Raw genomic sequence first — 25,684 nt, 5'->3', positions numbered from 1 at the left:
GACCTTCCCGGTAGCTGAGGTGGTGCGACTATCGAAGGATGAGCACAAACACGCCGGACCCCCGTTTCGTCGGACTGCTCGAGGGGGCGCGCTCGCTGCAGCCCCGCACGGTGGCGCTTCGCAGGCAGATCCACCGCCATCCTGAACAGGGACTTCAGCTCCCCAGGACGCAGGCGGCCATCCTGCACGCGTTGGACGGGCTGCCGCTCAAGGTCACGAAGGGTGAGTCGACCACCTCGGTGGTGGCGGTGCTCGAGGGTGATCGGCCCGGGCCGACCGTGCTCCTGCGCGGCGACATGGACGGGCTGCCGCTCCAGGAGGACACCGGGCTGTCCTACGCGTCCGAAGTGGACGGGAACATGCACGCGTGCGGGCACGACACGCACGTGGCGATGCTGGCCTCGTCCGCGCGGCTGCTCTCCGACCGCAGGGACGCGCTCAGGGGCAAGGTGCTCTTCATGTTCCAGCCGGGCGAGGAGGGCCATCACGGCGCCCGGTACATGATCGAGGAAGGCCTGCTCGACGACGGCGTGGAGAAGGCGTTCGCGCTGCACATCACGTCCAAGATGAAGTCGGGCGTGGTGACGTGCCGGCCTGGGCCGATCATGGCGTCCGCGGACACGTTCCACATCCACGTGAAGGGACGCGGCGGGCACGGGGCGATGCCGCACAACGCCCTGGACCCGGTGCCGGCCGCCGCGGCGATGGTCGGCGCGATCCAGACGATGCTCGGGCGCCGGATCAGCGTGCACGAGCCGGCCGTGGTGACGGTCGCGCAGATCAACGCCGGTACGACGACGAACATCATCCCGGAGACGGCGACGCTGGACGGGACGATCAGGACGTTGTCCGAGGCCACCCGCAAAGAGGTGCACAAGGAGCTCAAGCAGGTCGTCAAGCACACGGCCGCCGCCCACGGGTGCCACGCCGAGGTCAGCATCGTGCCGGGGTATCCGGTGACGGTGAACGACGACCAGGTCGGGCAGCACGTCGTGGACCTGGCGGCGAAGGCGATGGGGCCGACCTGGAGCGAGCCGATGCAGGATCCGCTGATGGGTGCCGAGGACTTCTCGTACGTGCTGCAGCGGGTGCCTGGCGCGTTGGCGTTCCTCGGGGCGTGCCCGCGCGGAATCGACCTGGACGAGGCCGCTCCCAACCACTCGAACCGCGTGTTGTTCGACGAGGCGGCGATGGAGCACGGCGTGGCGATGTACGCGGCGTTCGCGCTGGACGCCCTCCGGTAGTTCCGAGCACGGGTCGCACGGAATGATGGGCGCCGTGCGAGACGTGTGCGTGATCGGACTGGGACTGATCGGCGGCTCCGTGCTGCGGGCCGCCAAGGCTGCCGGGCGCACCGTGTGGGGTGCGACCGCCAGCAAGGACGACGCGGACAAGGCGCGCGCTGAGGGCTTCGACATCACGAGCATCGACGAGGCCCTCAGCCGCGACGCCGAGGCGCTCGTCGTGCTCGCGGTGCCGCTGCCCGCGCTGCCGGACCTCCTGCGCAAGATCCCCAAGGGCACCCGCCTCACGGACGTCACCAGCGTCAAGGGCCCCGTCCACGACGCCGTGCACCGGTACGCGCCCGAAGTTCGCTTCGTCGGCGGGCACCCCATGGCGGGCACGAGCCGCAGCGGCTGGGACGCGGGCTCGGACACCCTCTTCCAGGGCGCGGCCTGGGTCGTCACGCCCGAGGAAGCCGACGATCACCTCAACGACGTCATGCAGCTCGCGCTCGATCTCGGCGCCCACGTCGTCCCGACCACGCCGGAGGAGCACGACGAGGCGGTCGCGCGGATCAGCCACCTCCCGCACGTCATGGCGGCGATCCTGGCCGCGGTTGGCGCGGACGGCGGACCGCTGGCGATGGCGCTCGCGGCAGGCAGCTTCGGCGACGGCACGCGGGTCGCGGGCAGCAGGCCGGAACTCGTCCGCGCGATGTGCGAGGGGAACCGGGACGCGCTCCTGATGGCCGTCGACGACGCGCTCGGCAGGCTCGGGGCGGCGCGAGGGTCGCTCGCGTCGACCGGCGGTCTCGCCAAGACGATCGAGGCCGGCCACGACGGCAGAAACATGCTGGTCAACCAGCCGCAACGAACGCCGATCACCATCGACCTGACCAAGCCGGGAGCACTGGCTGCACTGCGGAACCTCGGGTCGCGCGGCGGACGCGTCGTTGGGCTGAACGGCAGCACCGCCACAGCGGAAACATCGTAGGGTCGCCGGGTGGATCGACGGACGCTCGCCGGTGGACTCGGTGGCCTCGCGCTCGTCGTCGCCGCTGTCGTGGCGCTGCGCACGGGCGATGCGCCGGACACGTTGAAGCGCGAGATCGACGACGGCGTCGAGGCCGTGCAGCAGCAGGAGCCCGTGAAGCCCGCCAACGCCAGGGCTCAGGCGCTCGACGCGGACGCGCTGCAGATCGCGTGGAACGGCTCGGCGTCGGCCTACGAGGTGCGCTGGAACGGCAACGAACAGCTCGTACCCGGCCCCGAGGTCGAAATTCCGGGACTGAGCCCCGAAGAGCAGGTCGAGGTCGAGATCCGGGCGGTCAGCGCCACCGGCAAGCGGTCGGAACCGCTCAAGATCGCCGCGACGCCCAAGGACCTCTACGACGACAAGTGGGACGACCAGCTCGTCGGGCAGGTGGACAGGTTCGACGGGCCGGAGGCGCTCGACCCGAGGAAGTGGCGGATCGAGGCGGAGCCCGAGTGCCTGGGGCTGCGGCCGTTCGGGCCGAGCAAGCGCATCGACGTCGACTGCTCGATGGCCGCGTTCCAGTCGAACACGCCCATCCGGTTCGGAGTGCCGGCGAGCGACGGCGCGACCGGCAGAGCGGTCATCAGCGTCGCGGGTGCGGTTGAATCGAGCCACGTGCAGCTCACGCTGCTGCCCGACCCTTGGCAGTACCTCAACGAGACCGACAACCAGCCCCGCGGAGCGGTCAGTCTCGACATCACCACTCAGGGCACGCGGATCGTCGCGGACCCCGACCTGCCCCGCACCGGCAAGCAGGTCCAGCTCGGCGACGCGCCGCTGACCGGGCTCGTGGCGGGCGTGCGGCACCGGTGGGAGATGCGGGTGCTTCCCGACGCGGTCCTCGCGCTGCGAGACGGTGTCGTGGTCGCCTACGAACCGGTGGCCATCAAGGAACCGGTGGTCCACCCCAGGATCCGCATCGACGGCGGCGGCTTCCTGGACGCGTTCGGCGTCGGCGGTGTACCGGAACGCTGCCTGCCCACCGAGGTCATCCCGCTGCTGCGGGACGCGGAGGTGCCGGAGGACGCGGTCGCGGCCAAGATCGTCACGCCGGAACCGGGCAACCAGGTCGGGGTCACCGACCTCCCGGCCGGCACCAGGAAGGTCGCGGCAGCCCACCCGGCTCAGCTCGTGGTCTTCCGCAAGCCGGAGAGCCGTCCCGGCACCCTGCCGAAGCTCGCGGACCGGCCGGGCGGGATCAAGATCGGCGGGCCCAGACTGCACGTCATGCACGAGGACGGCAGCAGGCCACCGCAGCCCCTCCCGCACCACGGCCGCATCCTCGTCACGGCCGAGATCAACGCCATCGGGCACCGCGGCATCGAGCTCGAGCTCGACGGCAGGCGGATCGTCGCGCTGCCGACCAACGAGCAGGGCGCAGCAGTACCGGGAAGGCACGAGTTCTGGCTCGACGCGAAGAAGTTGGCTCCCGGGTCGCACGCTCGGCTCAAGCTGAGCGTCCTTCCGGCGGACCATGGTGAACCCGTTACCACCGAAACCGTGTTCGAGCTGGGCAAAACGCCTTAGCGTGACCGCATGAAGCGGGTCGCCTTCGCCGTCGCAGGGCTCGCGTTGGTGGTCGGCGTGGTCTTGCTGCGCGACACCGACGGGGGCGAGTCGACCTTGCCCACGGCTCCCCCGCCGCCGACGAAGCTGAAGCCGTTCGAGGCGGAGCAGGTGCTCGTGCCAGGCCCAACGGGTCGTCCGAGCGCACCGGCGAACGTCGTCGCGCGCACCGGCCACCACAAGATCCAGCTCAACTGGTCCGGCGACGCCCCCGCCTACGAGGTGCGCTGGGGCGAGCGGACCAAGCTCGTCACCAGGCCGGGCACGCAGCTCAACGGCCTGGAGAACGAGCGCGAGCAGCAGATCGAGATCCGCTCGGTCGACTCGTTCGGCCAGCGGTCCCAGCCCACGAAGACCAAGGCGACACCCCGCGCGGACAGCGCCCAGTACACGTTCGTCGACCGCTTCGACCAGACCGACGAACCCGACCTGCAACGCTGGCGGCTCGCCAAGCGCACCGACTGCGCCCGCGCGACGTCGGGAGACGGCGAGGACCACGACCGGCTGGTCGTCAGCAGCAGCTGCGGTACGCGAGCGGTGTCGTTGAGGTCGCGCACACCGTTCGTCCGCAGCGACGACGAGAGCCGGTTCGTGATCGAGACCGACGCCCCGAGCACCGGCGGCAAGCTGCTGCTGGATCTCGTGCCCGGCCCGGTGAGCGTCCAGGGCGATCCGGTGCTGCCCAACGCCATCCGCGCGACAGTCTCCACCGACGCCTCCGGCAACTCGATCGTCGAGCTCGCCCCGAACGGCACCGCGACCAAGGCCATCCCGGCCGCGGTGCCGGGCGTGACCGTGCGCTGGGAGATCGTGCTGACGAAGAACGGCACACAGGTCACCCGTGACGGCGAAGTCGTCGCCACCAGCCCGTTCGTGCCGGAGTGGCGCGAGGCGACGGCACTGGTCGGCGTCGCGGCACTCGCGGGCGACCGGATCCGCGCCGGCATCGACCTCATCGGCTACCGGACCGCCAAGGCCGACGCGCCGCCCGCCGTGCCCACGCCGCAGGTGCGCGTCGACGGCCCGGTCAGCAGTGCCCTGCCGATCCCGGACGTCACCGCTGGCCAGCTGCGCATCGCGCTGATCCCGTCGAGGGAGAGCGAGCCGGTGGCTGCTGTGAAGATCAACGGCATCGAGGTGCCGCTGCGCCCCGCCGTGCCTGGCACGCCGTGGAAACCGGGCGCGGAATACCCGGCCGTCGCCGACCTGCCCAAAGAGGCCTTCACCGACAACCTCAACGTCGCGCTGGTGACGCGGGAACGCATCCAGGTCACTCACACCGACGTCGAACTCACCGGCGCCAAGAGCCCTCCGCAGCGCCAGTCCGGCACACCGCTCGTCGACGCACGGCCGGTGCTCGCCGACCCCGTTCCCGAGGTCCTCGACGCGAGCGGCCAGCCCATCGAGAACGGCGCCGCGTTCAACCGGGGACGAGTGGTCCTGGAGGTCCGCATCAGCGCCCTCGACTCGGCCGTCGCGGGTCTCGCCGGGTTCGAAGTGCGGCTCGACGGCACCCACGTCGCGACCGTGCCGACCACGGCGGACGGACCGGCCGCCGCCGGCCGGTGGCGGATTTCACTGAACACCGCACAACTGGCGGCGGGTGCGCATGCGGTCGAGGTCAGGGCCTTCAGCACCGATCCAGAAGTGCACCCCGAAACGGGTTATGTTCCCTTCTTGTTGAAGCCCTAGTGGCTCACTATGGGGACATGGCCCGCGCACTCATCCTCGACGCAGCCCGTACTCCGTTCGGCAGGTACCGCGGAGGTCTTTCCGGCATCAGGGTGGACGACCTCGCGGCGCTGCCGATCGTCGACCTGCTGCGCCGCTATCCCGGCCTCGACCTCGCGCGCATCGACGACGTGCTGCTGGGCGACGCGAACGGCGCCGGCGAGGACAACCGCAACGTGGCCCGCATGGCCGCGCTGCTGGCGGGCCTGCCGGTGTCCGTGCCGGGCGTGACGCTGAACCGTCTCTGCGCCTCCGGTGGCGAGTCGGTCGTCCAGGGCGCGCGGGCGCTCGTCTCCGGTGACGCGGACCTGCTGGTCGTCGGCGGGGTCGAGGGCATGAGCCGGGCGCCGTTCGTGACGGCACGGCCGGACAAGGCCTTCCCGGACCGGATGGAGACCGTGTCGACGGCCCTGGGCTGGCGGCTGGTCAACCCGCGGATGCCCAAGCACTACACGGTTCCGCTGGGCCTGGCCGCCGAGAACGTCGCCCACGAACTGGGCATCACGCGCGAGCAGATGGACAACTTCGCCCTGCGCTCACACCGGCGCGCCGCTGCGGCGTGGGATGCGGGAGTGCACGAGGGCTTCGCATTCGCCGTGCAGCTGCCGGACGGAACCGCGGTCCGGCGCGACGAGAACGTCCGTGCCGACACGAGCCTCGACAAGCTCGCGAAGCTGAAGCCGGCCTTCTCGGAGCACGGTTCGGTGACTGCGGGCAACGCTTCTCCGTTGAACGACGGCGCTTTGGCCGCGTTGATGGGCACGGAGACCATCGCGGCTGAGCTCGGCGTCGAGCCGCTCGCCGAGGTGCTCGGCAGCGCGACGACCGGTGAGGAGCCGCACCGGTTCACGATCGCGCCGGTGTCGGCGATCCGGAAGTTGTTGAAGCGCCTGCACCTCGACGCCGCCGACGTCGACCTGTGGGAGATCAACGAGGCGTTCGCGGCCATGGCGCTGTCGGTGCTGCACCATCTGCCGGAGATCGACCGCGAGAAGGTCAACGTCCACGGTGGAGCGATCGCCTACGGCCACCCGCTCGGTGCTTCGATGCCGCGCGTGATCATCGACGTGGCACGGCACCTGCGCGCGCGTGGTGGTGGCGTCGGCATCGCGGCCGCGTGTGTGGGTGTCGGCCAGGGCGTGGCGGTCGCCGTCCGGGTCTAGTTCTTGGAGTGCAGGATCTCGCGGGCCTGCTCGGCCGCGCGGACGATGCTCTCCGACACGAAGTCGAGGAACCGCGCGATGTTCTCCAGGCGCGTGGCGGCCGGGGTGCCGACGCCGAGAACGCTGACGCCCTGGCGCGCGGCCTCGGCGAGCTGCCTCGTGCCGGTGGCGCTGGCGATCATCGACTGGTACCAGATGTCGCCCTCGTCGACGACATAACGCTCGCGGCGGCGTTCGTCGCGCACGCGGCCGATCAGGCCCTGGCCTTCGAGGTACGACATCGCCTTGGAGACCGACGCCGGACTGACCTGCAGGTGCCCGACCAGCTCTGCCGCGGTGAGGCTGCCGGAGTCGGTGGCGTAGAGGCTGGCGAGCGCCCTGGCCGTCATCTTGGGCAGGCCCTGCCCGACGAAGATGCCGGAGAACGTCTCCTCGAACTCGCGCACCGCCTCCGGGTCGCGCCCGTCGGCCCGCTGGGGTACCTGTCGGCCCTTGGATGCCGCCTGCTTGCGCCGCTGGGCGCGGCGTTCGGTGGCGAGGTGGGCGATGTCGGCCTTGTAGCCCCCGGGGCCGCCGTTCCGCATCACCTCGCGCGTGACCGTCGAGGTGGGACGGTCCAGGCCTCTGGCGATCTCCGCGTAGGAGCGGCCGTCGGCCAGTCCCGCTGCGATCTGACGACGTTCTGACTGGGTGAGTCGGCCCCCTGGCATGCCGCCACCATAGCGTTCATCTTCATCTCATTGCAACGTGATGACCATGATCGTTGCATTCATCTTTCGGGCCCATTGCAACAATATCTAGGCTTTGAGCTGCGACGATACAGATCGTGTGCAACAAAGCTTGTTGCTGACATTCGTGAACGCAACGTAGCTTTTCCCACATCAGAAACAACGAGCCACAGGAGCCGAAGATGCAGAAGTTCGCCACCACCGCCCCGATCGCCGCCATCCTCGACATCCCCGCCGGCCTCGTCCAGCTCATCGCCGCCGACAGGGACGACGCCGCCGTCGAGATCCGCCCCGCGGACGCTTCGAAGAGCCGCGACGTGAAGGCCGCCGAGCAGACCGAGGTCGAGTTCGCCGACGGTGTGCTGCGGATCAAGGGCCAGGCCGGGAACCAGCTCCTCGGCGCGTCCGGCGCGGTCGAGGTCACGGTGCAACTGCCTGCCGGTTCCCGCGTCGAGGCCAAGGCGGCCAGCGCCGAGTTCCGCGGCGTCGGCCGGCTCGGTGACATCGCCTTCGAGGCCGCGCAGAGCGACATCAAGATCGACGAGGCCGCGAGCGTGCGACTGACCACGCAGGCCGGTGACGTCAGCGTCGGCTGCCTCACCGGTTCCGCGGAGATCAACACCCAGAAGGGCGACATCACCATCGGCGTCGCCGCCGGACTGTCCGCCGCCATGGACGCCGGCACCTCCTACGGCCGGATCAGCAACTCCCTCAAGAACAACGGCACCACCGACCTGACGATCCGCGCCACCACCGCGTACGGCGACATCACCGCGCGCAGCCTCTGACAATTCCGAACACTGGGGAGAAACCATGAGCACCACCGCGAACTACCAGGCCGCAGAGAAGCTCTTCCGCCGCTCGGCCGCCCCCGGCGAGCTCGTCGTCGGCGACAAGATCCGTCCACAGTGGATCAACGGTGGTGCCTGCTTCTGGTACCAGGTCCGCGACGGCGCCGACCGCAGGTTCGTACTGGTCGACCCGGCGGCAGGCACCCGTGAGCCGGGCTTCGACCCCACGCCGTACCTGCCGGCGCCCGGCAACCCGCTGGAGGTGTCCTCGCCCGACGGCAAGGTCGCGGTCTCGCGGCGCGGCCACGGCCTGTGGGCGCGGTCCGGCGATCGCGAGTGGGCCCTCACGACCGACGGCTCGGAGAACTACGGGTACGGCTACGGCCCGGACGCCATGAGCTACGGCACGTTGATGCGCAAGTTCGGCCTGCCGCACATGCCGCCCGCACTGGCCTGGTCACCCGACTCGACCAAGGTCCTCGCCCACCGCACCGACGAGCGCAACGTCCGCCAGACGCACCTGATCGAGACCCGCCCTGCCGACGGCAGCGGCCCTCGGGTGCACACCCAGCGGTACGCCTACCCCGGCGACCCGGACATGCCGCTGGCTGAGCTGGTGGTGTTCGACATCGCGGCCGGCACCATGGTCCGCGCCCAGACCGAACCGCTGCTCATGCCGGAGTTCTCACCGATCATGCTCGGCTACGCGTGGTGGGCGTCCGACAGCTCGGCGGTGTACTTCCTCAGCAGGCCGCGCGACCAGCACACCCTCACCCTGAACCGGATGGACGTCTCTTCCGGCCAGGTCGCGGTGGTGCTGAGCGAGACCGGATCCAACCGCGTCGGCCCCAACCAGTTCATGTACGGCACGCCGATCGTGCGGGTGCTGGCCGACGAGGTGCTGTGGTTCTCGCAGCGCGACGGCTGGGGCCACCTCTACCGCTACGACCTGCACACCGGCTCGTTGCTCGGCCAGGTCACCTCGGGCTCGTGGCTGGTGCGCGAGATCCTGCACGTCGACGAGACTTCCCGCGTCGTCTACTTCACCGCGTCCGGACTCGTGGCTGACGATCCCTACCGCCGCACGGTGTGCCGGGTTGGCTTGGACGGCACCGGGTTCGCTTTGGTCACCGACGACACGTTGGACCACGTTGTGGTCGTGTCGGAGAACAAGGAGTACTTCGTCGACTCGGCGTCCACTGTGGACACGCCGCCGGTGACTGTTGTCCGCGACTGGTCCGGCCGCGTGCTGGTTTCGTTGGAACGCGCCGACATCAGCCGTTTGGTGGCCACGGGTTGGACCGCGCCGGAACGCTTCTGCGTCAAGGCGGCTGACGGCACCACCGACATCTACGGCGTGCTGTACAAGCCGCGTGGGTTCGACCCGTCTGCCAGCTACGCGGTCGTGGACAGCGTCTACCCCGGTCCGCAGGTCACGCGCGTCGACCCGTGCTTCGACCCCGGCGGCATGGGCGTGGACGCGGAACCTTTGGCAGCACTCGGTTTCGTGGTCGTGGCCCTGGACGGACGAGGCACCCCCGGCCGCAGCAAGGCCTTCCTCGACGCCTCCTACGGCCGGTTGGCCGACGCGGGCAGCCTGGAGGACCACGTCGCGGCACTGCACCAACTGGCTGCCACGCGCCCGTGGATGGACCTGGGTCGCGTGGGCGTGATGGGCCACTCCGGCGGCGGGTTCGCCGCGGGGCGCGCGATGCTGGCGTTCCCCGAGACCTATCACGCTGGTGTCGCGCTGTCCGGCTCGCACGACGCGCGGTGCATCGGGCTGGGCTGGGCGGAGTCGTGCGACGGGCCGGACAACCCCGAGGCTTGGCTGCGGGCTTCCAACGTCGAGATCGCGGACCGGCTGGAGGGCAAGTTGTTGCTGGTGCACGGCGAGCTGGACGACACGGCGCACCCGCACCACACGATGCGGTTTGCCGACGCGCTGATCGCCGCCGGGAAGGAGTTCGAGCTGCTGATCGTGCCTGGGGCCGAGCACTTGTACATCGACCGGCTGGCCTATGTGCGGACGCGGTGCTGGGACTTCCTGGTGCGGTCGCTCATGGGGGTGGAGCCGCCGGCCTACCGGCCCGCGCCGATCGTGATCGACCCCGAGGTGCTGGGCGAGATGGTCTAACACCCCTCGCGGGCTTCACAGTGAACTGGAGCGCCGGCCACCCTTCGCCAACGGGCAGGGTGGTCGGCGTCCTCGTCGGGTGCTAGATCCGCTTCGAGATCAGCGGGTACTCGACGACCAGGCCGTTGGCGTCGACCTTGATGTTCTGCTCGAACCCGCCGCTCTTGAACCGCACCACCGAGACGTCGTCGCCCACCGACACCGTCTTGTAGGTCTGCGTGACCGCGCGAACCGACAGGTCCGGCAGCGACACCCGCACGACGGGCAGGTTGTGCTCGCCCTCCTCGCGGTGCAGGCCCAGCCGGCGAATCGGGATGGCGTTGAACAGCACCGAGAACTGGACGTCGACGTCCAGCGCGTCGTTGAACGTCTCGCGCTTGCTGCCCTGGCCGTGGTCAACGAGCCAGGCGCCGTCCTCGGTCCTCGACAGGGAGCACTGGCGCTCCTCAAGGACCGTGGCTGTGCGCAGCAGCAGGCGGTTCACCTGGCCGCTCTCGCCCACGGAGACCTCGAACGAGGCGTTGAACTGCTCGTCGGGGCCCGCGGCCACGAGGCGACCGGTGGCGCGGAGGCGCTGGTCGCTCGAGAGCAGCAGGCGGACCTGCTCCAGGCGCGGCTCGTGCAGGCCCTGCCAGGTGATCATCTCTGGCCTGCGGGCAGAAGGAGAGCGGGTCTCCCCGTTGGAGGTGACCCGCCCCGCGTCAGTGGTGTTGAAGGAGTTCACTGCCCACCCGGAAGGATGTCCTTGATCTTCTCGGCAACCGAGTCGACCTGCTCTTCGTGACCGAACTTGCCTGCGACGAAATCAGCCGCGGCGTCCACGCCCTTGTCGACCTGCTCGTGGTGCTGCTCGGCGAGGTCCATGGCCTTGTTCTTGATCTCGTCGAAGTTCATGTGGTGCTCCTTCGCTCCTGACGCAGGGTACCCGAGTAGAGCCCGCGTGTTGATAGCCGCGATCACGCTAACTCCGCCTGGACAACTCGGCTCGGCGACACGGATGATGGCCCCGCCGCCGCCTGGTCGGCCGCCGTCGCGGCCAGAACCAGGAGGACACGCCACATGACACGGCTCCTGCGTGGAGTTATGTCCGCAGTACTGCTGTTGCCGCTCGTCGCTGTCTCCTCGGCCAACGCCACGGCCGAGCTTCAGGGGAAAGCGAAGTTCACGGTGACGACCACGGCCTCGTCCGTGGCCGCCCGCAGCGACCGGCGCCCGGTCGCGGGTGGGGTCTACGACCGCAAGGTCGGCAAGACGTTCATCTCGTGGGCGGGTCAGTACGAGGACAGCTACGTCCAGACGTACGACCACCGCAAGGCCACCTGGTCCGCGCCCAACCGGATCGCGGACGGTGACTCCGACGCGCACAACTACCCGACCATGGTCCAGGCCAGGGACGGACATCTGCTGATCTTCCGCGGCATGCACAACGTCGAGCTGCGCATGTCCCGTTCGCCTCAGCCGCACTCGGCGGACGGGGCCTGGGAAGAGACGCTGATCTCGAAGAACGCCGCGACGTACCCGATGCCGTTCGTCACCCGCGACGGCACGATCTACGTCTTCTTCCGCGAGACGACGGGCGACCTCGACCCGACGGTCCCGACGGACACGCGCCCGATGCTCTACGTCGTTTCCAAGGACAACGGCAGGACGTGGAAGACCTCCACGGAGCTGACGGGCCACAAGTTCGCGATCGGCTCGACGTCCCGCGCCGACAACATGAACGAGATCTACATCGGCCAGCTGCGGCTCGAGGACTCCGGCCGGGTGCGCATCGTCTACACGCTCGCCGGTGGCGGTTTCGAGGGCAACAAGCACGACCGCTACCACCGCAACATCTACTACGCGTGGTTCGACCCGCGGAACCTGCACTTCTACTCGGCGTCCGGCAGGGATCTGGGCACCCAGATCGACGACGCCGACCAGGAGCAGCACCTGAAGGTCGCGGAGACCCCGCTGACCCTGCCCAACAACGTCAAGTCGCCCGACTACATCCAGCTCGTGGGCACGACGCTGGGCAAGCCGTTCCTGCTGTGGTTCATGGGCGACCCGGACAAGGGACAGCTGCGCAACTACATGTCCACCTGGAACGGTCGCTCGTGGGAGACCAAGGAAGTCGCACGGGGCCTGCGCACCCGTGAGATGGAGCCGATCGACCCGTTCACGTGGCGTGTCTACGCCACAGAGGACGGCAAGCCGAACGTGAACACCTACCTGGTGCGGTTCGGTCGCACGTGGACACCGGAAACCGTCATCCCGACGGCCAAGCCGGTGCAGCGCGTCGAGGTCGTGCAGAACTTCCGCGACCCCGCACGGGCGATCTTCTCCGGCGCCTCGTCCCAACGGGACGTCGCCATCGCCGACGGTGACATCAGCGTGGCGGGGATCAGCCGCCGGTAAGTACTTGCGATGAACGGCAAACGCCCCCAGGACCGGCGCGGACCCTGGGGGCGTTCGTCTAAGGGGTGCTACTGCTTATCAGGCGCCGGCCTTCTTGCGGCGCACGACGAACAGGGCACCGGCACCGGCACCGACGAGCACGAGACCGCCGAGGAGCGGCCACAGGATCGACGCACCGGTCGAAGCCAGGTCGTCGCTACCGCCACCCGGAGCCGGAGCGGCCGTCGTCGTGGTGGTCGGAGTCGTGGTCTCCGTCGTCGTGGTGGTCGTGGTGGTAGTCGTCGTCGTGGTCGTGGTCGGCACGGCGCCGGCCTTCCAGTCGGCCTTGGCTTCCTTCTCGACCTCGGCCTTCTGCGGCTGCGCGACGACCAGCGACTGCGCAACGTCGTCCGACTTCTTGTTGTGGGCGACGAAGAGGCGGCCCACCGCGATGTCGGCCTGGGCCGAAAGCTTGAAGGAGGCCTGGCCGTCCGGCGTGCCTTCCGGCACGTTCACGAAGAACTTGGAGATGTTCTCGACACCCTTGACCGAGAGCCCGTCGGACTTCTGCTGCACCTCGAGCGGCTTGCCGTCCTCGCCGACGACGGTGACGCCCTTGGGCAGGTTCCCGGTCAGCTTGACCTCGGTGGCCGTGGTCTTGACCTCGAACGGGCCGAGCTTCTGGCCGGGCTTGCCTTCGACGGACTCCGGGGTGATCGTCAGCGTCGGCTTCGGCGCGGCCTCCGGCGTGGCCTTCTCGACGAACTTCTTGTAGAGCTCGACGACCTGCGGGTCGTTCTCCACGTTGCCGACGTCGAGGCCGAAGTTGTCGGAGAAGTGCCAGAGCGCGGCCTGCGTGGCTGCGATGACGTCTTCCTTGTCAAGCTTGTCGATCTTGAACTCGTCCTTGACTTCCTTCACCGACTTGTTCGGGTAGGAGCGGTTCAGGATCCAGAGCACCTTGCCGGGGTTGTCACCCTTGAACTTCGTGTCCTTGCCTGGGTGCTTGTCCCAGTCGACTTCCTTGAGGATGTCGCCGTCCTCAAGCGGGGTCGGCAGCTCGACGCAGTAGGCGAGGACGTTGGAGCGGTCCTTGTCGTCCTCGATGCGGAGCTTGATGACCGAGGTGGTCTCCTTCTTGAACTTCGGCTCCTTGTCGGCCGACTTGAGCCACACGTTGTGGCCCTGCTCCTGACCACCGCGGTCCGGCGTGATCTTGACGTCGGCGTAGGCAGGAAGGGCCGAGAACGACAGGGCGGCGGTGGCGCCGAGCAGCGCCGCGCCGATCCTCAACCGGGAAGCCATGGGTCTCCTTGCTCGCTGAAGTTAGCCCGAACGCGGTGGGAAGTCAGTCATCCGTCGGGACGGTCGGCACGTCGAGATCGACACTGAACCGACAGGAAGCGAGCGGACACTATCCGATCGAGTTACACCCAATGGAGTGAGGTATGGAGATCACTACAAACCGTGCGTGAGCAGCGAAAAGCTACTCAGAGTGTCCACAGTGGATAGGTCCAAGATGGATAAATTTTGTCAGGTGACGTTAGATTCGTTGCCAAACAGTTATCTGTTGCCGCGTCCCGCTACGGATGGCAACCCGCAGCGGTTCAAAGATCACGCCACCATTTCGGTAACTTCCACCGGCCGAATGTCGCCGGGACGCAGTGAGGTGCCGCGCAGGCACATCTCGCGGGCTTCGGGACGGCGACCGGTGAGAATCCACCGCGTCAGCCCCGCCAGCTGGTAGGCGATCAGCGGCGGAACAGCGTCACCGACGTGCCGGTACGCGTTGCCGAGAATCGAGACGTCGAAGCGGAACTGCCGCGGAAACCCCTGCAGCAGAGCCATCTCGCGGACCGTGCAGAGGCGGTGCTGTTCCGGGTGGGCATAACGGCCGTTGCCGACGTGGCCACATTCCCGCTTGATGGTCCTGGCGGGTTCGTCCCACCACATCCGGCCGTACACGTCGGGATGGGAACCCCAGTTCTGCTGTTCGACGATCTTGCGTTGTGCCGGATTCAACAACTCTGCGGTCTCCGGAGACCTGAGCAGGTCCGCCCACGAGCCACCGTTCGCGGGAATTGCACGCATTCGTTCGAGACTGCGGTCCTGAGAAAACGTCGGCGACACGTGAATGGGGTCTTCCGGGTGCGCCACGCCCGCCTCGACGCGGGGCAGCTTGCCGATCGCGCGGCGGACCGTGATCGCCGACGGGCGGATGACCCTGCCCTCCCAGAGGTCGTCGAGCGTGAGCAGCGGCAGGCCCGCGTCGACGGCGACCATCAACGTCCGCTCGCGCAGCTGCGGCAGGCCGAACTTGGACAGCATGTGCGTGCCGCCCGCGACCGAGTAACCGATCTTGGTGAGCTCTTCGGCCAGGCTGTCGAAGTGGTGGCGCTGCTTGCCTTTGACGAGCTCGCGGGCGTTCTCGACGAGCACGACCTTCGGACGCAGCTCCTGCGCGTACACCGCGATGCGGCCCACGAGAGAGTTACGGGGGTCGTCGCGCAGGTGGTTCTGGGCGGTGATGCGACTGAAGCCCGAGCACGGCGGGCACGCCAGCAGGACGTCGAGCTGACCTCTTTGGAGTCCCCACACCTCGCGCAACGCCGCCGGGGACACTTTGGAGAGGTCGACCTCCAACGGGTCGACGCCGATGTTCGCGCGGTACGTGTCGTTGCACCGCAACGAACCGAGGCGCGAGGACGGCTTGCCGATCTGCGCGTCGGCGGCACCGACGACCCGGAAGTCGCGGTGGGCGTGGAAGCCGTAGCTCATGCCGCCCGCACCCGAGAAGATGTCGGCCACCGAGAAGGACACCACGAGATCGTACGGGCGAGGCTCCGAGGAGCCTTCCCTGACATCCCGTACCTTTCCGCCCTATGGAGCTGCCGCGTGCCTGGCAACGGCCTGACCCGTTGCGCGGACTCGACAGGATTTCCTGGGTCGAGGTGTACGACGGCCGGGGTGGCGCCGGTCGGGTGCCGCGGCTCCTGCGCTCCCTGATGGACGCCGACGCCGGCGTCCGTCTCGACGCTCTCCGTTCCCTGGCCGAGCGGCTGCTGACCGACGACACGGTCTCCGAGGCCTCGTTCTGCGCCGTGCCGTACCTGGTGGAGCTGGGGGCGTCCTACAAGGTCGCCGCCGACGTGCGCGATCGGGTGATCTTCCTGCTGGCCGCTATGGCGTTGGCGGGCAAGGGCTTCACCGAGGAGGGCCGGCGCACGCACCGCCGGTGGAACGCTCTCGGCCGGGAGCTGCCGAGGACCGCTCCCGACTGGCTGACCCAGACCCGGCACGCCGTCGCCCAGGGGGCGCCGAAGATCTTCGAGGCACTGGCGTCCGAACGGGTGGCGTGCCTCGTGGCGCTGGCGTGCGCGGTGCCGGAGAAGCTGCCCGCGTTCGTCGCGGGCCTGATGCAGGACATGACCGAGCTGCCGGGCGAGGAGATGCTGTCCGACGCCGCCGAGATCGCCGTGGCGCTGCTGAAGAGGTCGCCCGAGTTGCTCGGGGTGGACCTGCCGCGGCCGAAGGTGCTCGGCGAAGGGCTGGTGCGTCCGGCGCACCAGCCACGCGAGGTCGCCGCTGCCCTGATGGGCTACCGGTTCGCCCTCATCTCCGCGTACGGCGACGAGGGCGCCTGGTAGGCCTTCCTAGGCGATCACGGCCTCTTCGATCATCGTCTGCTCGGCCTGGGCCTCGTCCTCGACCGCGATCGCGGGCTCCAGGGCACCGAGGCCGGTCCCCCACTCCTGATCCGCCAGCGCGAACGCCGCGACGGTCAGCGCGGCCACGGGCGCCCCGACGGGCATGTTCTCGCGGTGCAGAACGAGATCCAGGCGGCCGCCGATCGGCGACGGGCTCAGGCGCAGCGTCGCCTGCGCGGGCTCGTCCGGGTGCGCCAGCCGGCACGCCCAGCCGGTGAAGATCACGCGGCGCTCGTCGACCTGGGTCGGCTGCACGGCACGCACGTTGGCGCCCACCGCACCAGAGCGGGAGTTGTCCGCCGCCTGCAGCACGATCTCCTCGAACTGCATCGAGGAGATGCCGAGGTCCCAACCGGCGACCAGGGCGACCTGGACCAGCGCGAGGGGCAGGCTCGGGACCGCGTCCTCGAAGCAGACCATCGCGCCGCCGTAGCGGGTGTTGATCTCGGTCGGCAGGAAGCCGTCCTCGGTCGCGATGCCGTCCAGCGTGAACGTGCCGCGGTAGCCGACGGTCTCGCGCAGGTGCTCGCCGACACGGCGGGCCAGGTTGCGCATCTCGTCGCGGATCCACACGGGCGGGTCGTAGTAGGACGCGCAGCCCGCGTAGAGGAACTTGGCCTGGCCCTGACGACGCGGCACGACCATCTCGATCGGACGCAGCACCGCGGTGCCGTCGGGGAACACGATGCCGTGCACGCTCACCGGAATGCCTTCCAGGAACGGCATGACGCGCACCTGCTCGCACTTGGGCGCGAGCACGTCGAAGGCCTCCTTGGCCTCCTCGTACGACCGCACGCGGCGCACGAAGTTGGCACCGCCGTTGATCGCCGGGCCGTCACCCGACCAGACGACGCCCGCGCCGCGGTCCAGGATCTCCGAGGCGCCCCAGAGGCGTTCGAAGTCGAGGTCGAACACCATCGCGGGCGCGCGGCGAGCGCTCAGCTCGTCCCACAGCGCGTCGATGGTGGTCTTGTTCTCCAGCTCTGCCCACTTGTGCTCGCGCGCGTTGAGCACGGGACGGCCCTGGAAGGTGCCGATCTCGTTGTAGGGCGTGCTGATCACGAGAGCTTCGGCCTCGGGGTCGAAGTCGCTGAGGATCGCGCGCACCTCGGCGCTCGGCTTGGTCAGCAACTTGCCCAGGCGGCGCTGTTCAACGGCGACGAAGCCGCCCTTGATGCCCAGCGACACCCACCTTGCGATCTCGGAATCATGCAGCGGGGCATGGTCGTCGGTATCGAGCACGAGCGTATGGCGGGCACCAAGCGCATGAAGCTCATGCGCCCGTTTCGCCAAACGCGTGCCACCGGCCAGCACGACCAACCGGTCACCGAACAACCCGCCCAGGCGCTCGCTGAGCGCTGCGAAGACATGATCCATCGCCGAGAACCCGCTTTGAGAAGAAGCAGAAGGATGCGACCGGCGATCGCCGGGTGACGCGTAGCGTAGAGCCACCCGGTATGTGTGTCGAAGCACGGTCCGGCAACAGCCGGATGAATCTTGCGGCAGGCCCGCCGCAGCGGGCCCAACGGCAAGTGGATCAGGCGATGATCTGAGTGCGAACTCGGTGCGCCCTAGGCGCGTGCCGCGTCCCGGAGGACCTGGTCAACGCGGTTGAGGAAGCTGCGCTTGGGGTTGATCGCCTGAAGCGGAGCGGTGAGCTCTGCGGGCTGGGGCGCGGGTGCGGCTCCCACGATCTCAGCCACGTTGCGCAGGAACTCCTGCCGCTTGAACTCGTGCACGGCGACGTCGTGCAGGAGTCCGGCGATGCTTGTGTGCACAGCGCGATGGGGGTAACTCACTCGTGTGTTATCGGCGCAACCCCAGTCGACCTTTAGGGTCAACTTGTGCGAGTTCTGGTGACCGGCGCCACTGGGTACGTCGGCCGTTCCGTGGTGCGTGAACTGCAGGTTCACGGTCATGAACCTGTTGTGTCGCGTCAGCGCCTGTCCGAGCCGTTCGAGCCGATCGACGCGGACGCCGTTGTCCACCTGGCCGGACTCGGCCGTGTGCGGGAGTCGTTCGAAGATCCACTTCGGTACTACTCGGTGAACGTGGGCGGGACGCTGAACTTGCTCAAAGCGTTGGAGGGCCAGCGATTCCTCCTCGCGTCGACTGCCGGGGTCTACCGGCCCTCCGCAGTCGCGCTGACCGAGGAGTCCGTTCGGGAGCCGTCCTCGCCGTACGCGGCGACCAAGGCCGCGGCCGAAGATCTGGTGGCGTGGGCGGCGCGGTCCGGGCGGATCGGGGCGACCACTCTGCGTTTGTTCAACGTCGCTGGAGGCGGTGACACCGACACCACTCGGGTGATCACCCGAGCCGTGGCCGTGGCCGCTGGAGAGGTGCCGGGGATGGAGGTCTACGGCGACGGGACGGCCGTGCGCGACTTCGTGCACGTGCGGGACGTTGCCACCGCCTTCGTCGTGGCGCTGGAGGCCTGCGCGGTGGGTGAGTCGGCGGTCTACAACGTCGGAGCCACGCCGGCATCCGTCCGGGAGGTGCTCGCGGCCGTCGCCGAGGTGAGCGGACGATCCGTGGATGTGACGTGGCGGCCGGCGCATCCAGGCGAGGTGCGGTTCCAGCGGGCCGACGTGTCGCGGCTGCTCGCACTGGGGTGGAAGCCCGCGCACTCTTCGCTCGACGAGATCGTCAGGGACCAGTGGCTCGCTTCGGCACCGGGATCCGGTCCAGGTCCCTCGCGATGACGATCTCACCGTCGAACTCCCGCGCCGCCTCGGCCTGGAACTCGGCCGGGTCGTCGTAGCGCTGGGAGAAGTGGGTCAGCACGAGCTTGCGGACCCGGCAGTCCCGCGCGACGCGGGCGGCCTGCTGGGCGGTGAGGTGGCCGTGGTCGCCGGCGAGCTTCGTGTCGCGGGCGAGGTAGGTCGACTCGATCACGAGCAGGTCGGCCTGGTCGGCGAGCTCGTACACGTTGTCGCACAGGCGGGTGTCCATGACGAAGGCGAACTTCTGGCCCTTCCGGGGTTCGCTGACGTCTTCGAGCTTGACGCCGTCGAGCACACCGTCTCGCTGCAGGACGCGGACCTGCGGGCCCCGGATGCCGTGCTCCGCGAGCTTGTCGGGAAGCATGCGGTGGCCGTCCGGTTCGATCAGCCGGTAGCCGAAGCTGTCGATGCCGTGGTCGAGCCGGTACGCCTCCAGCCTGCCGAACCTGCCCTCGGCCACGAGACCGTCCTCGTCCACGGGCTCTTCCTTGATGTCCGCGGCGTCGTAGAAGGCGCTGGCGTAGCGCAGGCGTTCGAAGAAGTGGGCGCCGGATCGCGGGAAGTGGGCGTGGACGGTGTGCGGGACCCGGTCGAGGCTGAGCCGCTGCACGATGCCCGGCACGCCCAGGCAGTGGTCGCCGTGGAAGTGCGTGATGCAGATCCGGGTGATGTCGCTCGCAGCCGCGCCCGACCTGAGCAGCTGGCGCTGGGAACCGTCGCCGGGGTCGAAGAGCAGGCCCTCGCCGTCCCACCTCAGCAGATAGCCGTTGTGGTTGCGCTGGCGCGTGGGAACCTGGCTGGCCGTTCCCAGGACGATCAGTTCCCGGACTGTCACCCCCTGACGTTAACGTCTGTCCCATGCAGAGCGTGGAAGTGGCGGCGTCGTGGCCCGCCTCGAACGTCGCGGTGGCCGTCGTGTCGGGTGGGTCCGTCGTGGGCTCGTTGGGCGATCAGCAGCGCGTGTTCCCGCTCGCGTCGGTGACGAAGCTGCTGACCTCCTACGCGGTGCTGGTGGCGGTCGAGGAGGGCGCGGTCGAGTGGGACCAGCCGGCCGGGCCGCCCGGGGCGACCGTGCGGCACCTGATCGCGCACACCGCCGGGTACGCGTTCGACAAGCCCGAGGTGCAGGCCGCGCCGGGGACGCGCCGGATCTACTCCAACGCGGGCTTCGACGTGCTGGCCTCGTTCGTCGGCGACGCCTGCGAGATGCCGTTCGCCACGTACCTGCACGAGGCGGTCTTCGCGCCGCTGGGGATGAGCTCCTCGGCGTTGGCCGGCTCGGCCGGGGCCGGCGCCGAGTCGTGCGCTGCCGACCTGGCGTTGTTCGCCGCCGAGTTGTTGTCGCCGAAGCTGGTTTCTCTCGAGCTGGTTCGCGAGGCGACTTCGGTGGTGTTTCCGGGGCTGAACGGCGTCCTGCCCGGTTACGGCATGCAGAAGCCGAACGACTGGGGCCTCGGTTTCGAAATCCGTGACGGCAAGTCGCCGCACTGGACCGGGCTTTCACACTCGCCGCGGACGTTCGGGCACTTCGGGCAGTCCGGCACGTTCCTGTGGGTTGATCCGGACATTTCCGCGGCCTGTGTCGCGTTGACGGATCTGCGTTTCGGACCGTGGGCGGTCGAGGCGTGGACGCCGTTCTCCGACGGCGTCCGCGCGGAGCTCAGTCAGCGAGCCTGAGCGCCAGCTGGCGGAGGACTTCCTGCACGTCGGCGTCCTCGTAGTCGTTCTCGTACGCCTGCGCGACGCCGTGGAAGGCGTAGAGCAGGCCGGCGGTGAACCAGCCGAACTGCGACAGCACCTGGTCCATGGCCTGCTTGAGGGCTTGCGCGCCGGCCTCGTTCAGCTCGCCGTCGACCTTGACCTCGTAGCTGAACACGCCCTCCTGCAACGACTTGAGGGCAGTGCGCAGGTAGTCGCCCGACTCGGCACCGTCGTAGCTGAGCGTCAGGACGCCGAGCGCCCGCTGCATGATCTCCCGCTGCTCCACACGGCAACTCTGCCTCGTCGAGCCGCTCGCGTCACCTTCCGACACCCCAGCGCACCCACGCCGGGTCCTCCAGCTCGAGCTGCCGGTCGAAGGCCTCGGCGATGCTCTCGACGTCCCACTCGTCGCTGTCGAGCACCGGTTCCTTCGGGCTCGTCTGTCCCATGACGTGCAGCCGCCCGTTGGCGAACCGGATGAGCTGCCCGGTGACCTTCGCCGCCCGGTCACTCAGCAGGTACGTGACCAGCGGCGCGATCGTCTCCGGTGGTCCGCTGTGGACGGCCTTGGTGTCGGCGGCCGACATCCGGGTCCAGGCGACCGGGCACACGGCGTTGACGCGGATCCCCTTGTCCTGGAGCTCCGCGGCCGCGCCCGCCGTGATGCTCGCGACGGCACCTTTGGACGCGCTGTAGGCCAGTGCGGTCGGCTGCCCGACCATCGCGACCGAGCCGAGGTTGACGATCGACCCGCGCCGCATGGTCTGCACGGCGGCGTTGGTGCAGTAGAGCGTGCCGAGGACGTTGATCTCGATGAGCTCCCGCATCCGGCCGGGGTCGTCCTGGCCCAGTTCGGCCTGGTAGCGGATGCCCGCGTTGTTGACGAGCCCGTCGATCCGCCCGAAGGCGGCCGTGCAGGTGTCGACCATGGCCTCGGCCTGCTCCGGATCCTGGACCGGCCCGGCGCCGACGACGGCCTTGCCGCCGCGGAGCGTGATGAGGTCGGCGACCTGCTTGGCGAGCGGCTCGTCGACGTCGTTGACCACCACAGCGGCCCCGGCCGCGGCCGCGTGAGCGGCGAACGCACGACCCAAACCCTGCCCGGCACCGGTGATGACAACGGCCTTGCCCGCCAGAATCGCCATCTCTCGAGTGTGGCCAAAGTGACCATCTCAGCAGTCCGTCACGTCGACGAATGGCCTCTGTTCGCGCCGAACGGCGTACTTGGAGCGACGACCGGTCATCCGATTTCGAGACCGATTTCCGCAGATCAACCACTGTGGAATCGTTTGCTGCCCCACCTCGTCAACAGTAGAAGAATGGTGACTCGCTCACCTTGCCGAGTCGAAGTCGTACACCGTCGTGGAGATGTCGTGTTTCAGCAAGGTCTGGGCGATGACCGGCTCAATCCGATCCCACCGCCCGCCGGCCAGCCCACAGCCGATGCGCGGCATGTGCACACTCGCCTTCAACCGCTCGGCGTGCTCGGCCAGGGTCGCCAGGCAACGCTCGATCGCCTCGTACCGCACCGGCGGCCCGTTGCTGCCCGTGCGGGTGCCGCGCTGGCCCACCATGTTCGCCACCCAGGTGTCGGGCTTCACCTGCACCAGCTGCACGGCCCCGAGCCCGAAGTCGTTCTTCGCGCGTCCTCGATGCCACTCCCGGTAGGCCCGCTCGGGCTCCGTCCACCGCCGCGAGATGGCCAGCACGAAACCCTTGCCCCACCCGCCGAGGTCGTCGCAGACGTGCGCGATGATCTTCGGCCGCTTGGCCTGCGGGCTCGTCGCATCGCCCTTGATCACCCGCAACGTCTCCATGACGACATGCTGTGCCCGGCAGCGACCACGTGTCGACGCGTTTTGGCGAAGAGGCGCTCTTGCGCGCGCTGGACGCCTTGTCAGCCAGCCGAGCCGGCTTCGATGAACGGAAAGAGCCCCTTGTCCGCGTTTTCCGCAAACAAGGGGCTCCAACGATCTGGCGCGCTCGACAGGATTCGAACCTGTAACCTTCTGATCCGTAGTTGTCGGTAAGACCGTCCACAACAGTCCGTGTAGGTACGTTTCCCCTGGTAGAAGGCTCCGCGCGCAACGCTGGAGACTCCCGGAGAAACCCCGGACTGAGACCCACTTTGAGACCCGTTCCGGGCGGGTTAGGTCGCTCTCGCTGGGTTAGAAACCTAACCCGATGACCTCGGCAGGCGGCACGCTCGTGAGCTGCGGCGAGTTAGCGGGTTAGCTCGGTTACCTGAGGCTGAAGCAAGGGCGGCTGTAGCCGGAGGGGGCGGTGTTCGGCTGTCGCGGCGACCTAACTCCGGCTAGTGGTCGTGGCCCTAGCTCTAGGGTCCGTGCCTAGGGCTGTGCGCCGTCGCTGACCGGGCCGCTAGTGGCGCTAGGGCTAGACCCTGGCCCCTCTAGACCTAGACCCCTGCCTAGACGCCGGGACGTCGGGTGACCAGCGCCCTAGAGCCTAGAGGCCGTCCAGCGCGGAGCCCCTCTACAGCGGCTGGAACGGGGCGGGGGCACCCCTCCAGACCACCGAGCCACACCACCGCACGTGCTTCAGCCGCTCTACGGCCAGCACAGCGGCAAACGAGAGCCGTTCTCCGCCCGTTCGCGGGTTCCGTGGCGTGCCTCCCCGCCTCCCCGTCCGAGGGTCTCCCTGGTCAACCCGCAGAGGCAGCGCGGGGAGTCGACCGGGGAGAACTCCCCGCGTCACGCTGCCCTCCCCGCCGTTCTCCCCGGTCACAGAGGGGACGTGACACCCCTCCGGGTTCAGCGCTTGTCTGGCATTGGTCCTGTCCTGCAGCTGCGCCGCGGGCGCCGCCGGCCAGGACCAAAGCGCAGGTCAGCGCGTTCCGCTTGATCGAGCAGCGTTGCGACACCAACCGGATTGGTCCAGCCCCCTACCGTTCCAGCCCTCATGTCCCGAGCCGCCACCAAACCGCCAGCTCACGCAGGGACGTGACACCCCCTCCGGCTACAGCCGTCGAACACGGGGCCGTGACGAACTTGACGAATTAACGAAATAAGCCTCCTGACCTGCTGTTTCGTGGGTGGACTTTCTTCGCGGGTGACGAATTAATGGGACGTGACACCGGGGCGCGTAGCGGTTGACCTGCGCAAACGCGCCCCGGACTTATTTCGTCAGCGTCGCCCAGGGGACGTCCCCCGGTCAGCCGAGAAGGTCTTGGCGGAACTTCCAGCTGCGAGCCAGGATGCACGCGCCGGGGGACGCCATCGGCTCAGACGTCAGCATCCGCCGGACGGTCTCCTCAGTGAACGGCACACCCTCAGATACCGACGTTGATTCGATCGCGGTAACGAGCGCGCCCTCAGCATTGATCTGCACCGAGTTGCCAAACACGTCGTCAAACACGTCGTCGTCAATAACGACAACGGTAAGCAAGGTCGCGGTCAGCGTTAGCGTGTCGAGCCCAATTCCCAAGCAGTAGGGCGAAACTCGATCCTCAGCCCGCGCCTTTTCGAGCGTCCTGTAAAGCGACCATTCTTCATAGTTGATCGGCTCACCCTGGCTGCCGTCGCGCTCTGGTTCGCCCAGTAGCTCTTCAGAGTACTCCCGAACCATGTTGCGCCAGAGGTCAAAGTCGTTCGTGGTGTCCCAGGCTGCAACGCTTGAGGGCTGAAATTCGCCCGCCGGAATGAGGCCATAGATTCCGGCCGCCGTCGCCACCTTTGCAGGATCCCGCCAGTGCAGCAGGAACGTTGCGCGTCCAGTGTCGCGCTGCCGCCGCAGAGTGAGAGTCTCGATCGCAGGCATGACTGCCCTGCGCCTCAAGTCGAACGGGTCGCCAATTAGCGCACGGAGCGGCAAAGCCGACCAATCCGGCACCTCGTCTGCCGGGCCTTCCCGCACAACCTCCGCCAATTCATGGGCCGCAGCTTCCGACGCGTCCAGCTTGTCGAAGTATGTCCCCAGACCGAAGTCCAGCCACGCATCACCCGACCGCAGATTTGCCCCTAGCAACCGATAGCTAGCGCGGTTTTCAAACAGCGATGGACGGTCAAGGTATCGAATCGCCGAGGTATAACGCTCAAACCTGCGACCCGGCGCACGCAGTGGCAACACACTTGCCGCCTCTGGCTCACCTCCAGTGACTTCGATCGGCACACGATCATCCGTCCAGCGCAGCTCGACATCCTCAAGAGGAATTGGCCTTTCAGGCATCCATTCAGGCTTTGCCATGAAAGTCACATCATCGCCTACATGAAATTCCCGGCTGTAGAGTTTCTTGGCCAACTGCGCCAGCTCGCCTCGGTGCCGATTCAGGTAGCGGCGACCACGCTTCCAATCGCCCTGGCTCACCTCGACAGGGTTGGCCGCATCCACGAGAGCGCCGGTAGAAGGTGGTGCAACAGGCTGCAACAGCTCCTGTGAGACTCCGACATGACTAGGCGGAATGTTCAACCGGTTGGCGATGCGCAACAGGGTCTCAAGATCCCGCACCTGACGCTGTCCGGTTTCGATCTTTGAGACATAGGACTGATCGAGGTTCAGCAGCTTCGCCAGGTCGCCCTGGTTGAGACCGTTGGCCTGTCGGTACTCCTTCAGCACTTCTGCCAGGAGGCCCGTGTTGAGACCTGCCTCGGACGTCGGCCTGGACAGCCACTGTCCATCGGTTTCCATCTACTCCCCTGCCTCTTGTTTGTCGCCTGACCTGCACTTATGCCAGGCAGTCATTCCAAGCGCGTGGTAGGACAACCAGTCTTTGGACACCAGGTACCCGCCGAACAGATGCTGATTGCATGAAAGCCAGCAACAGCAGCCAACACGGCGACACCAGC

At 68.2% G+C, this 25,684-nt stretch carries 23 protein-coding genes and 1 pseudogene; 12 read left to right on the top strand and 12 right to left on the bottom strand.

The window, feature by feature from the left end; all coding sequences use genetic code 11:
- The first annotated feature begins 38 nt into the window (after positions 1-38).
- From ABFX45_RS02180 to ABFX45_RS02160, 5 genes and pseudogenes are all read left to right on the top strand, one after another.
- Entirely contained in the window at positions 39-1,244 is a 1,206-nt protein-coding gene (locus ABFX45_RS02180; RefSeq protein ID WP_109630751.1) for a M20 metallopeptidase family protein, read from the top strand.
- Positions 1,237-2,217: pseudogene (locus tag ABFX45_RS02175) on the top strand (prephenate dehydrogenase); the annotation flags it as partial. The gene ABFX45_RS02180 and the pseudogene ABFX45_RS02175, both read left to right, overlap by 8 nt.
- A gap of 9 nt (positions 2,218-2,226) precedes the next feature.
- The gene (locus tag ABFX45_RS02170; RefSeq protein WP_109630743.1) at positions 2,227-3,786 is read left to right on the top strand and encodes a fibronectin type III domain-containing protein; all 1,560 of its coding nucleotides are present in this window, start codon (positions 2,227-2,229) and stop codon (positions 3,784-3,786) included.
- Between the two features lie 9 nt (positions 3,787-3,795).
- Entirely contained in the window at positions 3,796-5,517 is a 1,722-nt protein-coding gene (locus tag ABFX45_RS02165) for a hypothetical protein (RefSeq protein WP_109630739.1), read from the top strand.
- A gap of 17 nt (positions 5,518-5,534) precedes the next feature.
- Complete coding sequence (locus ABFX45_RS02160; protein WP_109630736.1) at positions 5,535-6,719, top strand: thiolase family protein; 1,185 nt, start codon at positions 5,535-5,537, stop codon at positions 6,717-6,719.
- On the opposite strand, the gene ABFX45_RS02155 is transcribed toward ABFX45_RS02160, so the two are convergent.
- The gene (locus ABFX45_RS02155; RefSeq protein WP_346127132.1) at positions 6,716-7,429 is read right to left on the bottom strand and encodes a GbsR/MarR family transcriptional regulator; all 714 of its coding nucleotides are present in this window, start codon (positions 7,427-7,429) and stop codon (positions 6,716-6,718) included. The genes ABFX45_RS02160 and ABFX45_RS02155 overlap by 4 nt on opposite strands.
- Positions 7,430-7,629: 200 nt before the next feature.
- Here ABFX45_RS02155 and ABFX45_RS02150 point away from each other — a divergent pair, with 200 nt between their 5' ends.
- Both ABFX45_RS02150 and ABFX45_RS02145 read left to right on the top strand, forming a co-directional pair.
- Entirely contained in the window at positions 7,630-8,235 is a 606-nt protein-coding gene (locus tag ABFX45_RS02150; protein ID WP_346127130.1) for a DUF4097 family beta strand repeat-containing protein, read from the top strand.
- 25 nt (positions 8,236-8,260) lie between these two features.
- Positions 8,261-10,375: a S9 family peptidase gene (locus ABFX45_RS02145; RefSeq protein ID WP_346127128.1), complete on the top strand. Its 2,115-nt coding sequence runs from the start codon at positions 8,261-8,263 to the stop codon at positions 10,373-10,375.
- Between the two features lie 82 nt (positions 10,376-10,457).
- On the opposite strand, the gene ABFX45_RS02140 is transcribed toward ABFX45_RS02145, so the two are convergent.
- Together ABFX45_RS02140 and ABFX45_RS02135 are read right to left on the bottom strand one after the other, a co-directional pair.
- On the bottom strand, positions 10,458-11,099 hold the full coding sequence (locus tag ABFX45_RS02140) for a putative glycolipid-binding domain-containing protein (protein WP_112231311.1): 642 nt from the start codon (positions 11,097-11,099) through the stop codon (positions 10,458-10,460).
- A complete protein-coding gene (locus tag ABFX45_RS02135) occupies positions 11,096-11,269 on the bottom strand; it encodes an antitoxin (RefSeq protein ID WP_109630700.1) in 174 nt (57 codons plus the stop codon). The genes ABFX45_RS02140 and ABFX45_RS02135 overlap by 4 nt, the downstream gene beginning before the upstream one ends.
- 189 nt (positions 11,270-11,458) lie before the next feature.
- Here ABFX45_RS02135 and ABFX45_RS02130 point away from each other — a divergent pair, with 189 nt between their 5' ends.
- Complete coding sequence (locus ABFX45_RS02130) at positions 11,459-12,772, top strand: BNR-4 repeat-containing protein (protein ID WP_346127125.1); 1,314 nt, start codon at positions 11,459-11,461, stop codon at positions 12,770-12,772.
- Positions 12,773-12,850: 78 nt separating this feature from the next.
- On the opposite strand, the gene ABFX45_RS02125 is transcribed toward ABFX45_RS02130, so the two are convergent.
- Both ABFX45_RS02125 and ABFX45_RS02120 read right to left on the bottom strand, forming a co-directional pair.
- Positions 12,851-14,056 (bottom strand): thioester domain-containing protein, encoded by a 1,206-nt coding sequence (locus tag ABFX45_RS02125; RefSeq protein WP_346127123.1) that lies wholly within the window; start codon positions 14,054-14,056, stop codon positions 12,851-12,853.
- 309 nt (positions 14,057-14,365) lie between these two features.
- Positions 14,366-15,571 (bottom strand): DNA cytosine methyltransferase, encoded by a 1,206-nt coding sequence (locus tag ABFX45_RS02120; RefSeq protein WP_233439141.1) that lies wholly within the window; start codon positions 15,569-15,571, stop codon positions 14,366-14,368.
- Between the two features lie 62 nt (positions 15,572-15,633).
- Between ABFX45_RS02120 and ABFX45_RS02115 the strand changes: the two genes are divergently transcribed.
- A complete protein-coding gene (locus tag ABFX45_RS02115) occupies positions 15,634-16,398 on the top strand; it encodes a hypothetical protein (RefSeq protein ID WP_112231315.1) in 765 nt (254 codons plus the stop codon).
- 6 nt (positions 16,399-16,404) lie between these two features.
- Here ABFX45_RS02115 and ABFX45_RS02110 read toward each other — a convergent pair whose 3' ends face one another.
- A complete protein-coding gene (locus ABFX45_RS02110; RefSeq protein ID WP_233439140.1) occupies positions 16,405-17,646 on the bottom strand; it encodes an ATP-grasp domain-containing protein in 1,242 nt (413 codons plus the stop codon).
- A 33-nt stretch (positions 17,647-17,679) separates the two neighbouring features.
- Between ABFX45_RS02110 and ABFX45_RS02105 the strand changes: the two genes are divergently transcribed.
- Positions 17,680-17,892, top strand: a complete 213-nt coding sequence (locus ABFX45_RS02105; protein ID WP_233442508.1) for a hypothetical protein — start codon at positions 17,680-17,682, stop codon at positions 17,890-17,892.
- A 137-nt stretch (positions 17,893-18,029) separates the two neighbouring features.
- On the opposite strand, the gene ABFX45_RS02100 is transcribed toward ABFX45_RS02105, so the two are convergent.
- The gene (locus ABFX45_RS02100) at positions 18,030-18,236 is read right to left on the bottom strand and encodes a hypothetical protein (RefSeq protein WP_109630680.1); all 207 of its coding nucleotides are present in this window, start codon (positions 18,234-18,236) and stop codon (positions 18,030-18,032) included.
- Positions 18,237-18,302: 66 nt separating this feature from the next.
- Between ABFX45_RS02100 and ABFX45_RS02095 the strand changes: the two genes are divergently transcribed.
- Positions 18,303-19,160, top strand: a complete 858-nt coding sequence (locus ABFX45_RS02095) for an NAD-dependent epimerase/dehydratase family protein (protein ID WP_346127119.1) — start codon at positions 18,303-18,305, stop codon at positions 19,158-19,160.
- Here ABFX45_RS02095 and ABFX45_RS02090 read toward each other — a convergent pair.
- Entirely contained in the window at positions 19,105-20,016 is a 912-nt protein-coding gene (locus ABFX45_RS02090; RefSeq protein ID WP_346127117.1) for a ribonuclease Z, read from the bottom strand. The two genes, ABFX45_RS02095 and ABFX45_RS02090, sit on opposite strands and share 56 nt — an antisense overlap.
- Positions 20,017-20,039: 23 nt before the next feature.
- On the opposite strand from ABFX45_RS02090, the gene ABFX45_RS02085 reads away from it, so the two are divergent.
- Complete coding sequence (locus ABFX45_RS02085) at positions 20,040-20,858, top strand: serine hydrolase domain-containing protein (protein WP_346127115.1); 819 nt, start codon at positions 20,040-20,042, stop codon at positions 20,856-20,858.
- Here the strand turns inward: ABFX45_RS02085 and ABFX45_RS02080 are convergent.
- The 4 genes from ABFX45_RS02080 to ABFX45_RS02065 all read right to left on the bottom strand — a co-directional run bounded on the left by ABFX45_RS02080 (position 20,842) and on the right by ABFX45_RS02065 (position 25,526).
- Positions 20,842-21,168, bottom strand: coding sequence for a hypothetical protein (locus tag ABFX45_RS02080; RefSeq protein WP_109630666.1), 327 nt, complete (start codon positions 21,166-21,168; stop codon positions 20,842-20,844). The two genes, ABFX45_RS02085 and ABFX45_RS02080, sit on opposite strands and share 17 nt — an antisense overlap.
- A 31-nt stretch (positions 21,169-21,199) precedes the next feature.
- A complete protein-coding gene (locus ABFX45_RS02075) occupies positions 21,200-22,027 on the bottom strand; it encodes an SDR family NAD(P)-dependent oxidoreductase (protein ID WP_346127112.1) in 828 nt (275 codons plus the stop codon).
- A 186-nt stretch (positions 22,028-22,213) separates the two neighbouring features.
- Positions 22,214-22,699: a macro domain-containing protein gene (locus tag ABFX45_RS02070; protein WP_346127110.1), complete on the bottom strand. Its 486-nt coding sequence runs from the start codon at positions 22,697-22,699 to the stop codon at positions 22,214-22,216.
- 1,354 nt (positions 22,700-24,053) lie between these two features.
- Positions 24,054-25,526 (bottom strand): helix-turn-helix domain-containing protein, encoded by a 1,473-nt coding sequence (locus tag ABFX45_RS02065; RefSeq protein ID WP_346127108.1) that lies wholly within the window; start codon positions 25,524-25,526, stop codon positions 24,054-24,056.
- Positions 25,527-25,684: the final 158 nt, after the last annotated feature.

Origin of the sequence: Lentzea roselyniae, from assembly GCF_039537795.1 — a bacterium.
GTDB lineage: Bacteria > Actinomycetota > Actinomycetes > Mycobacteriales > Pseudonocardiaceae > Lentzea > Lentzea atacamensis.
This window is presented reverse-complemented; position numbering and strand designations above follow the sequence as displayed.

Bases quoted from the DNA above. Each gene is read 5' to 3' on its own strand.
- ABFX45_RS02145 (WP_346127128.1), top strand. From the start codon at position 8,261: ATGAGCACCACCGCGAACTACCAGGCCGCAGAGAAGCTCTTCCGCCGC.
- ABFX45_RS02105 (WP_233442508.1), top strand. From the start codon at position 17,680: ATGGTCGTCGGTATCGAGCACGAGCGTATGGCGGGCACCAAGCGCATG.
- ABFX45_RS02135 (WP_109630700.1), bottom strand. From the start codon at position 11,269: ATGAACTTCGACGAGATCAAGAACAAGGCCATGGACCTCGCCGAGCAG.
- ABFX45_RS02130 (WP_346127125.1), top strand. From the start codon at position 11,459: ATGTCCGCAGTACTGCTGTTGCCGCTCGTCGCTGTCTCCTCGGCCAAC.
- ABFX45_RS02115 (WP_112231315.1), top strand. From the start codon at position 15,634: ATGGAGCTGCCGCGTGCCTGGCAACGGCCTGACCCGTTGCGCGGACTC.
- ABFX45_RS02070 (WP_346127110.1), bottom strand. From the start codon at position 22,699: ATGGAGACGTTGCGGGTGATCAAGGGCGATGCGACGAGCCCGCAGGCC.
- ABFX45_RS02160 (WP_109630736.1), top strand. From the start codon at position 5,535: ATGGCCCGCGCACTCATCCTCGACGCAGCCCGTACTCCGTTCGGCAGG.
- ABFX45_RS02065 (WP_346127108.1), bottom strand. From the start codon at position 25,526: ATGGAAACCGATGGACAGTGGCTGTCCAGGCCGACGTCCGAGGCAGGT.
- ABFX45_RS02125 (WP_346127123.1), bottom strand. From the start codon at position 14,056: ATGGCTTCCCGGTTGAGGATCGGCGCGGCGCTGCTCGGCGCCACCGCC.
- ABFX45_RS02075 (WP_346127112.1), bottom strand. From the start codon at position 22,027: ATGGCGATTCTGGCGGGCAAGGCCGTTGTCATCACCGGTGCCGGGCAG.
- ABFX45_RS02085 (WP_346127115.1), top strand. From the start codon at position 20,040: ATGCAGAGCGTGGAAGTGGCGGCGTCGTGGCCCGCCTCGAACGTCGCG.
- ABFX45_RS02180 (WP_109630751.1), top strand. From the start codon at position 39: ATGAGCACAAACACGCCGGACCCCCGTTTCGTCGGACTGCTCGAGGGG.
- ABFX45_RS02155 (WP_346127132.1), bottom strand. From the start codon at position 7,429: ATGCCAGGGGGCCGACTCACCCAGTCAGAACGTCGTCAGATCGCAGCG.
- ABFX45_RS02165 (WP_109630739.1), top strand. From the start codon at position 3,796: ATGAAGCGGGTCGCCTTCGCCGTCGCAGGGCTCGCGTTGGTGGTCGGC.
- ABFX45_RS02150 (WP_346127130.1), top strand. From the start codon at position 7,630: ATGCAGAAGTTCGCCACCACCGCCCCGATCGCCGCCATCCTCGACATC.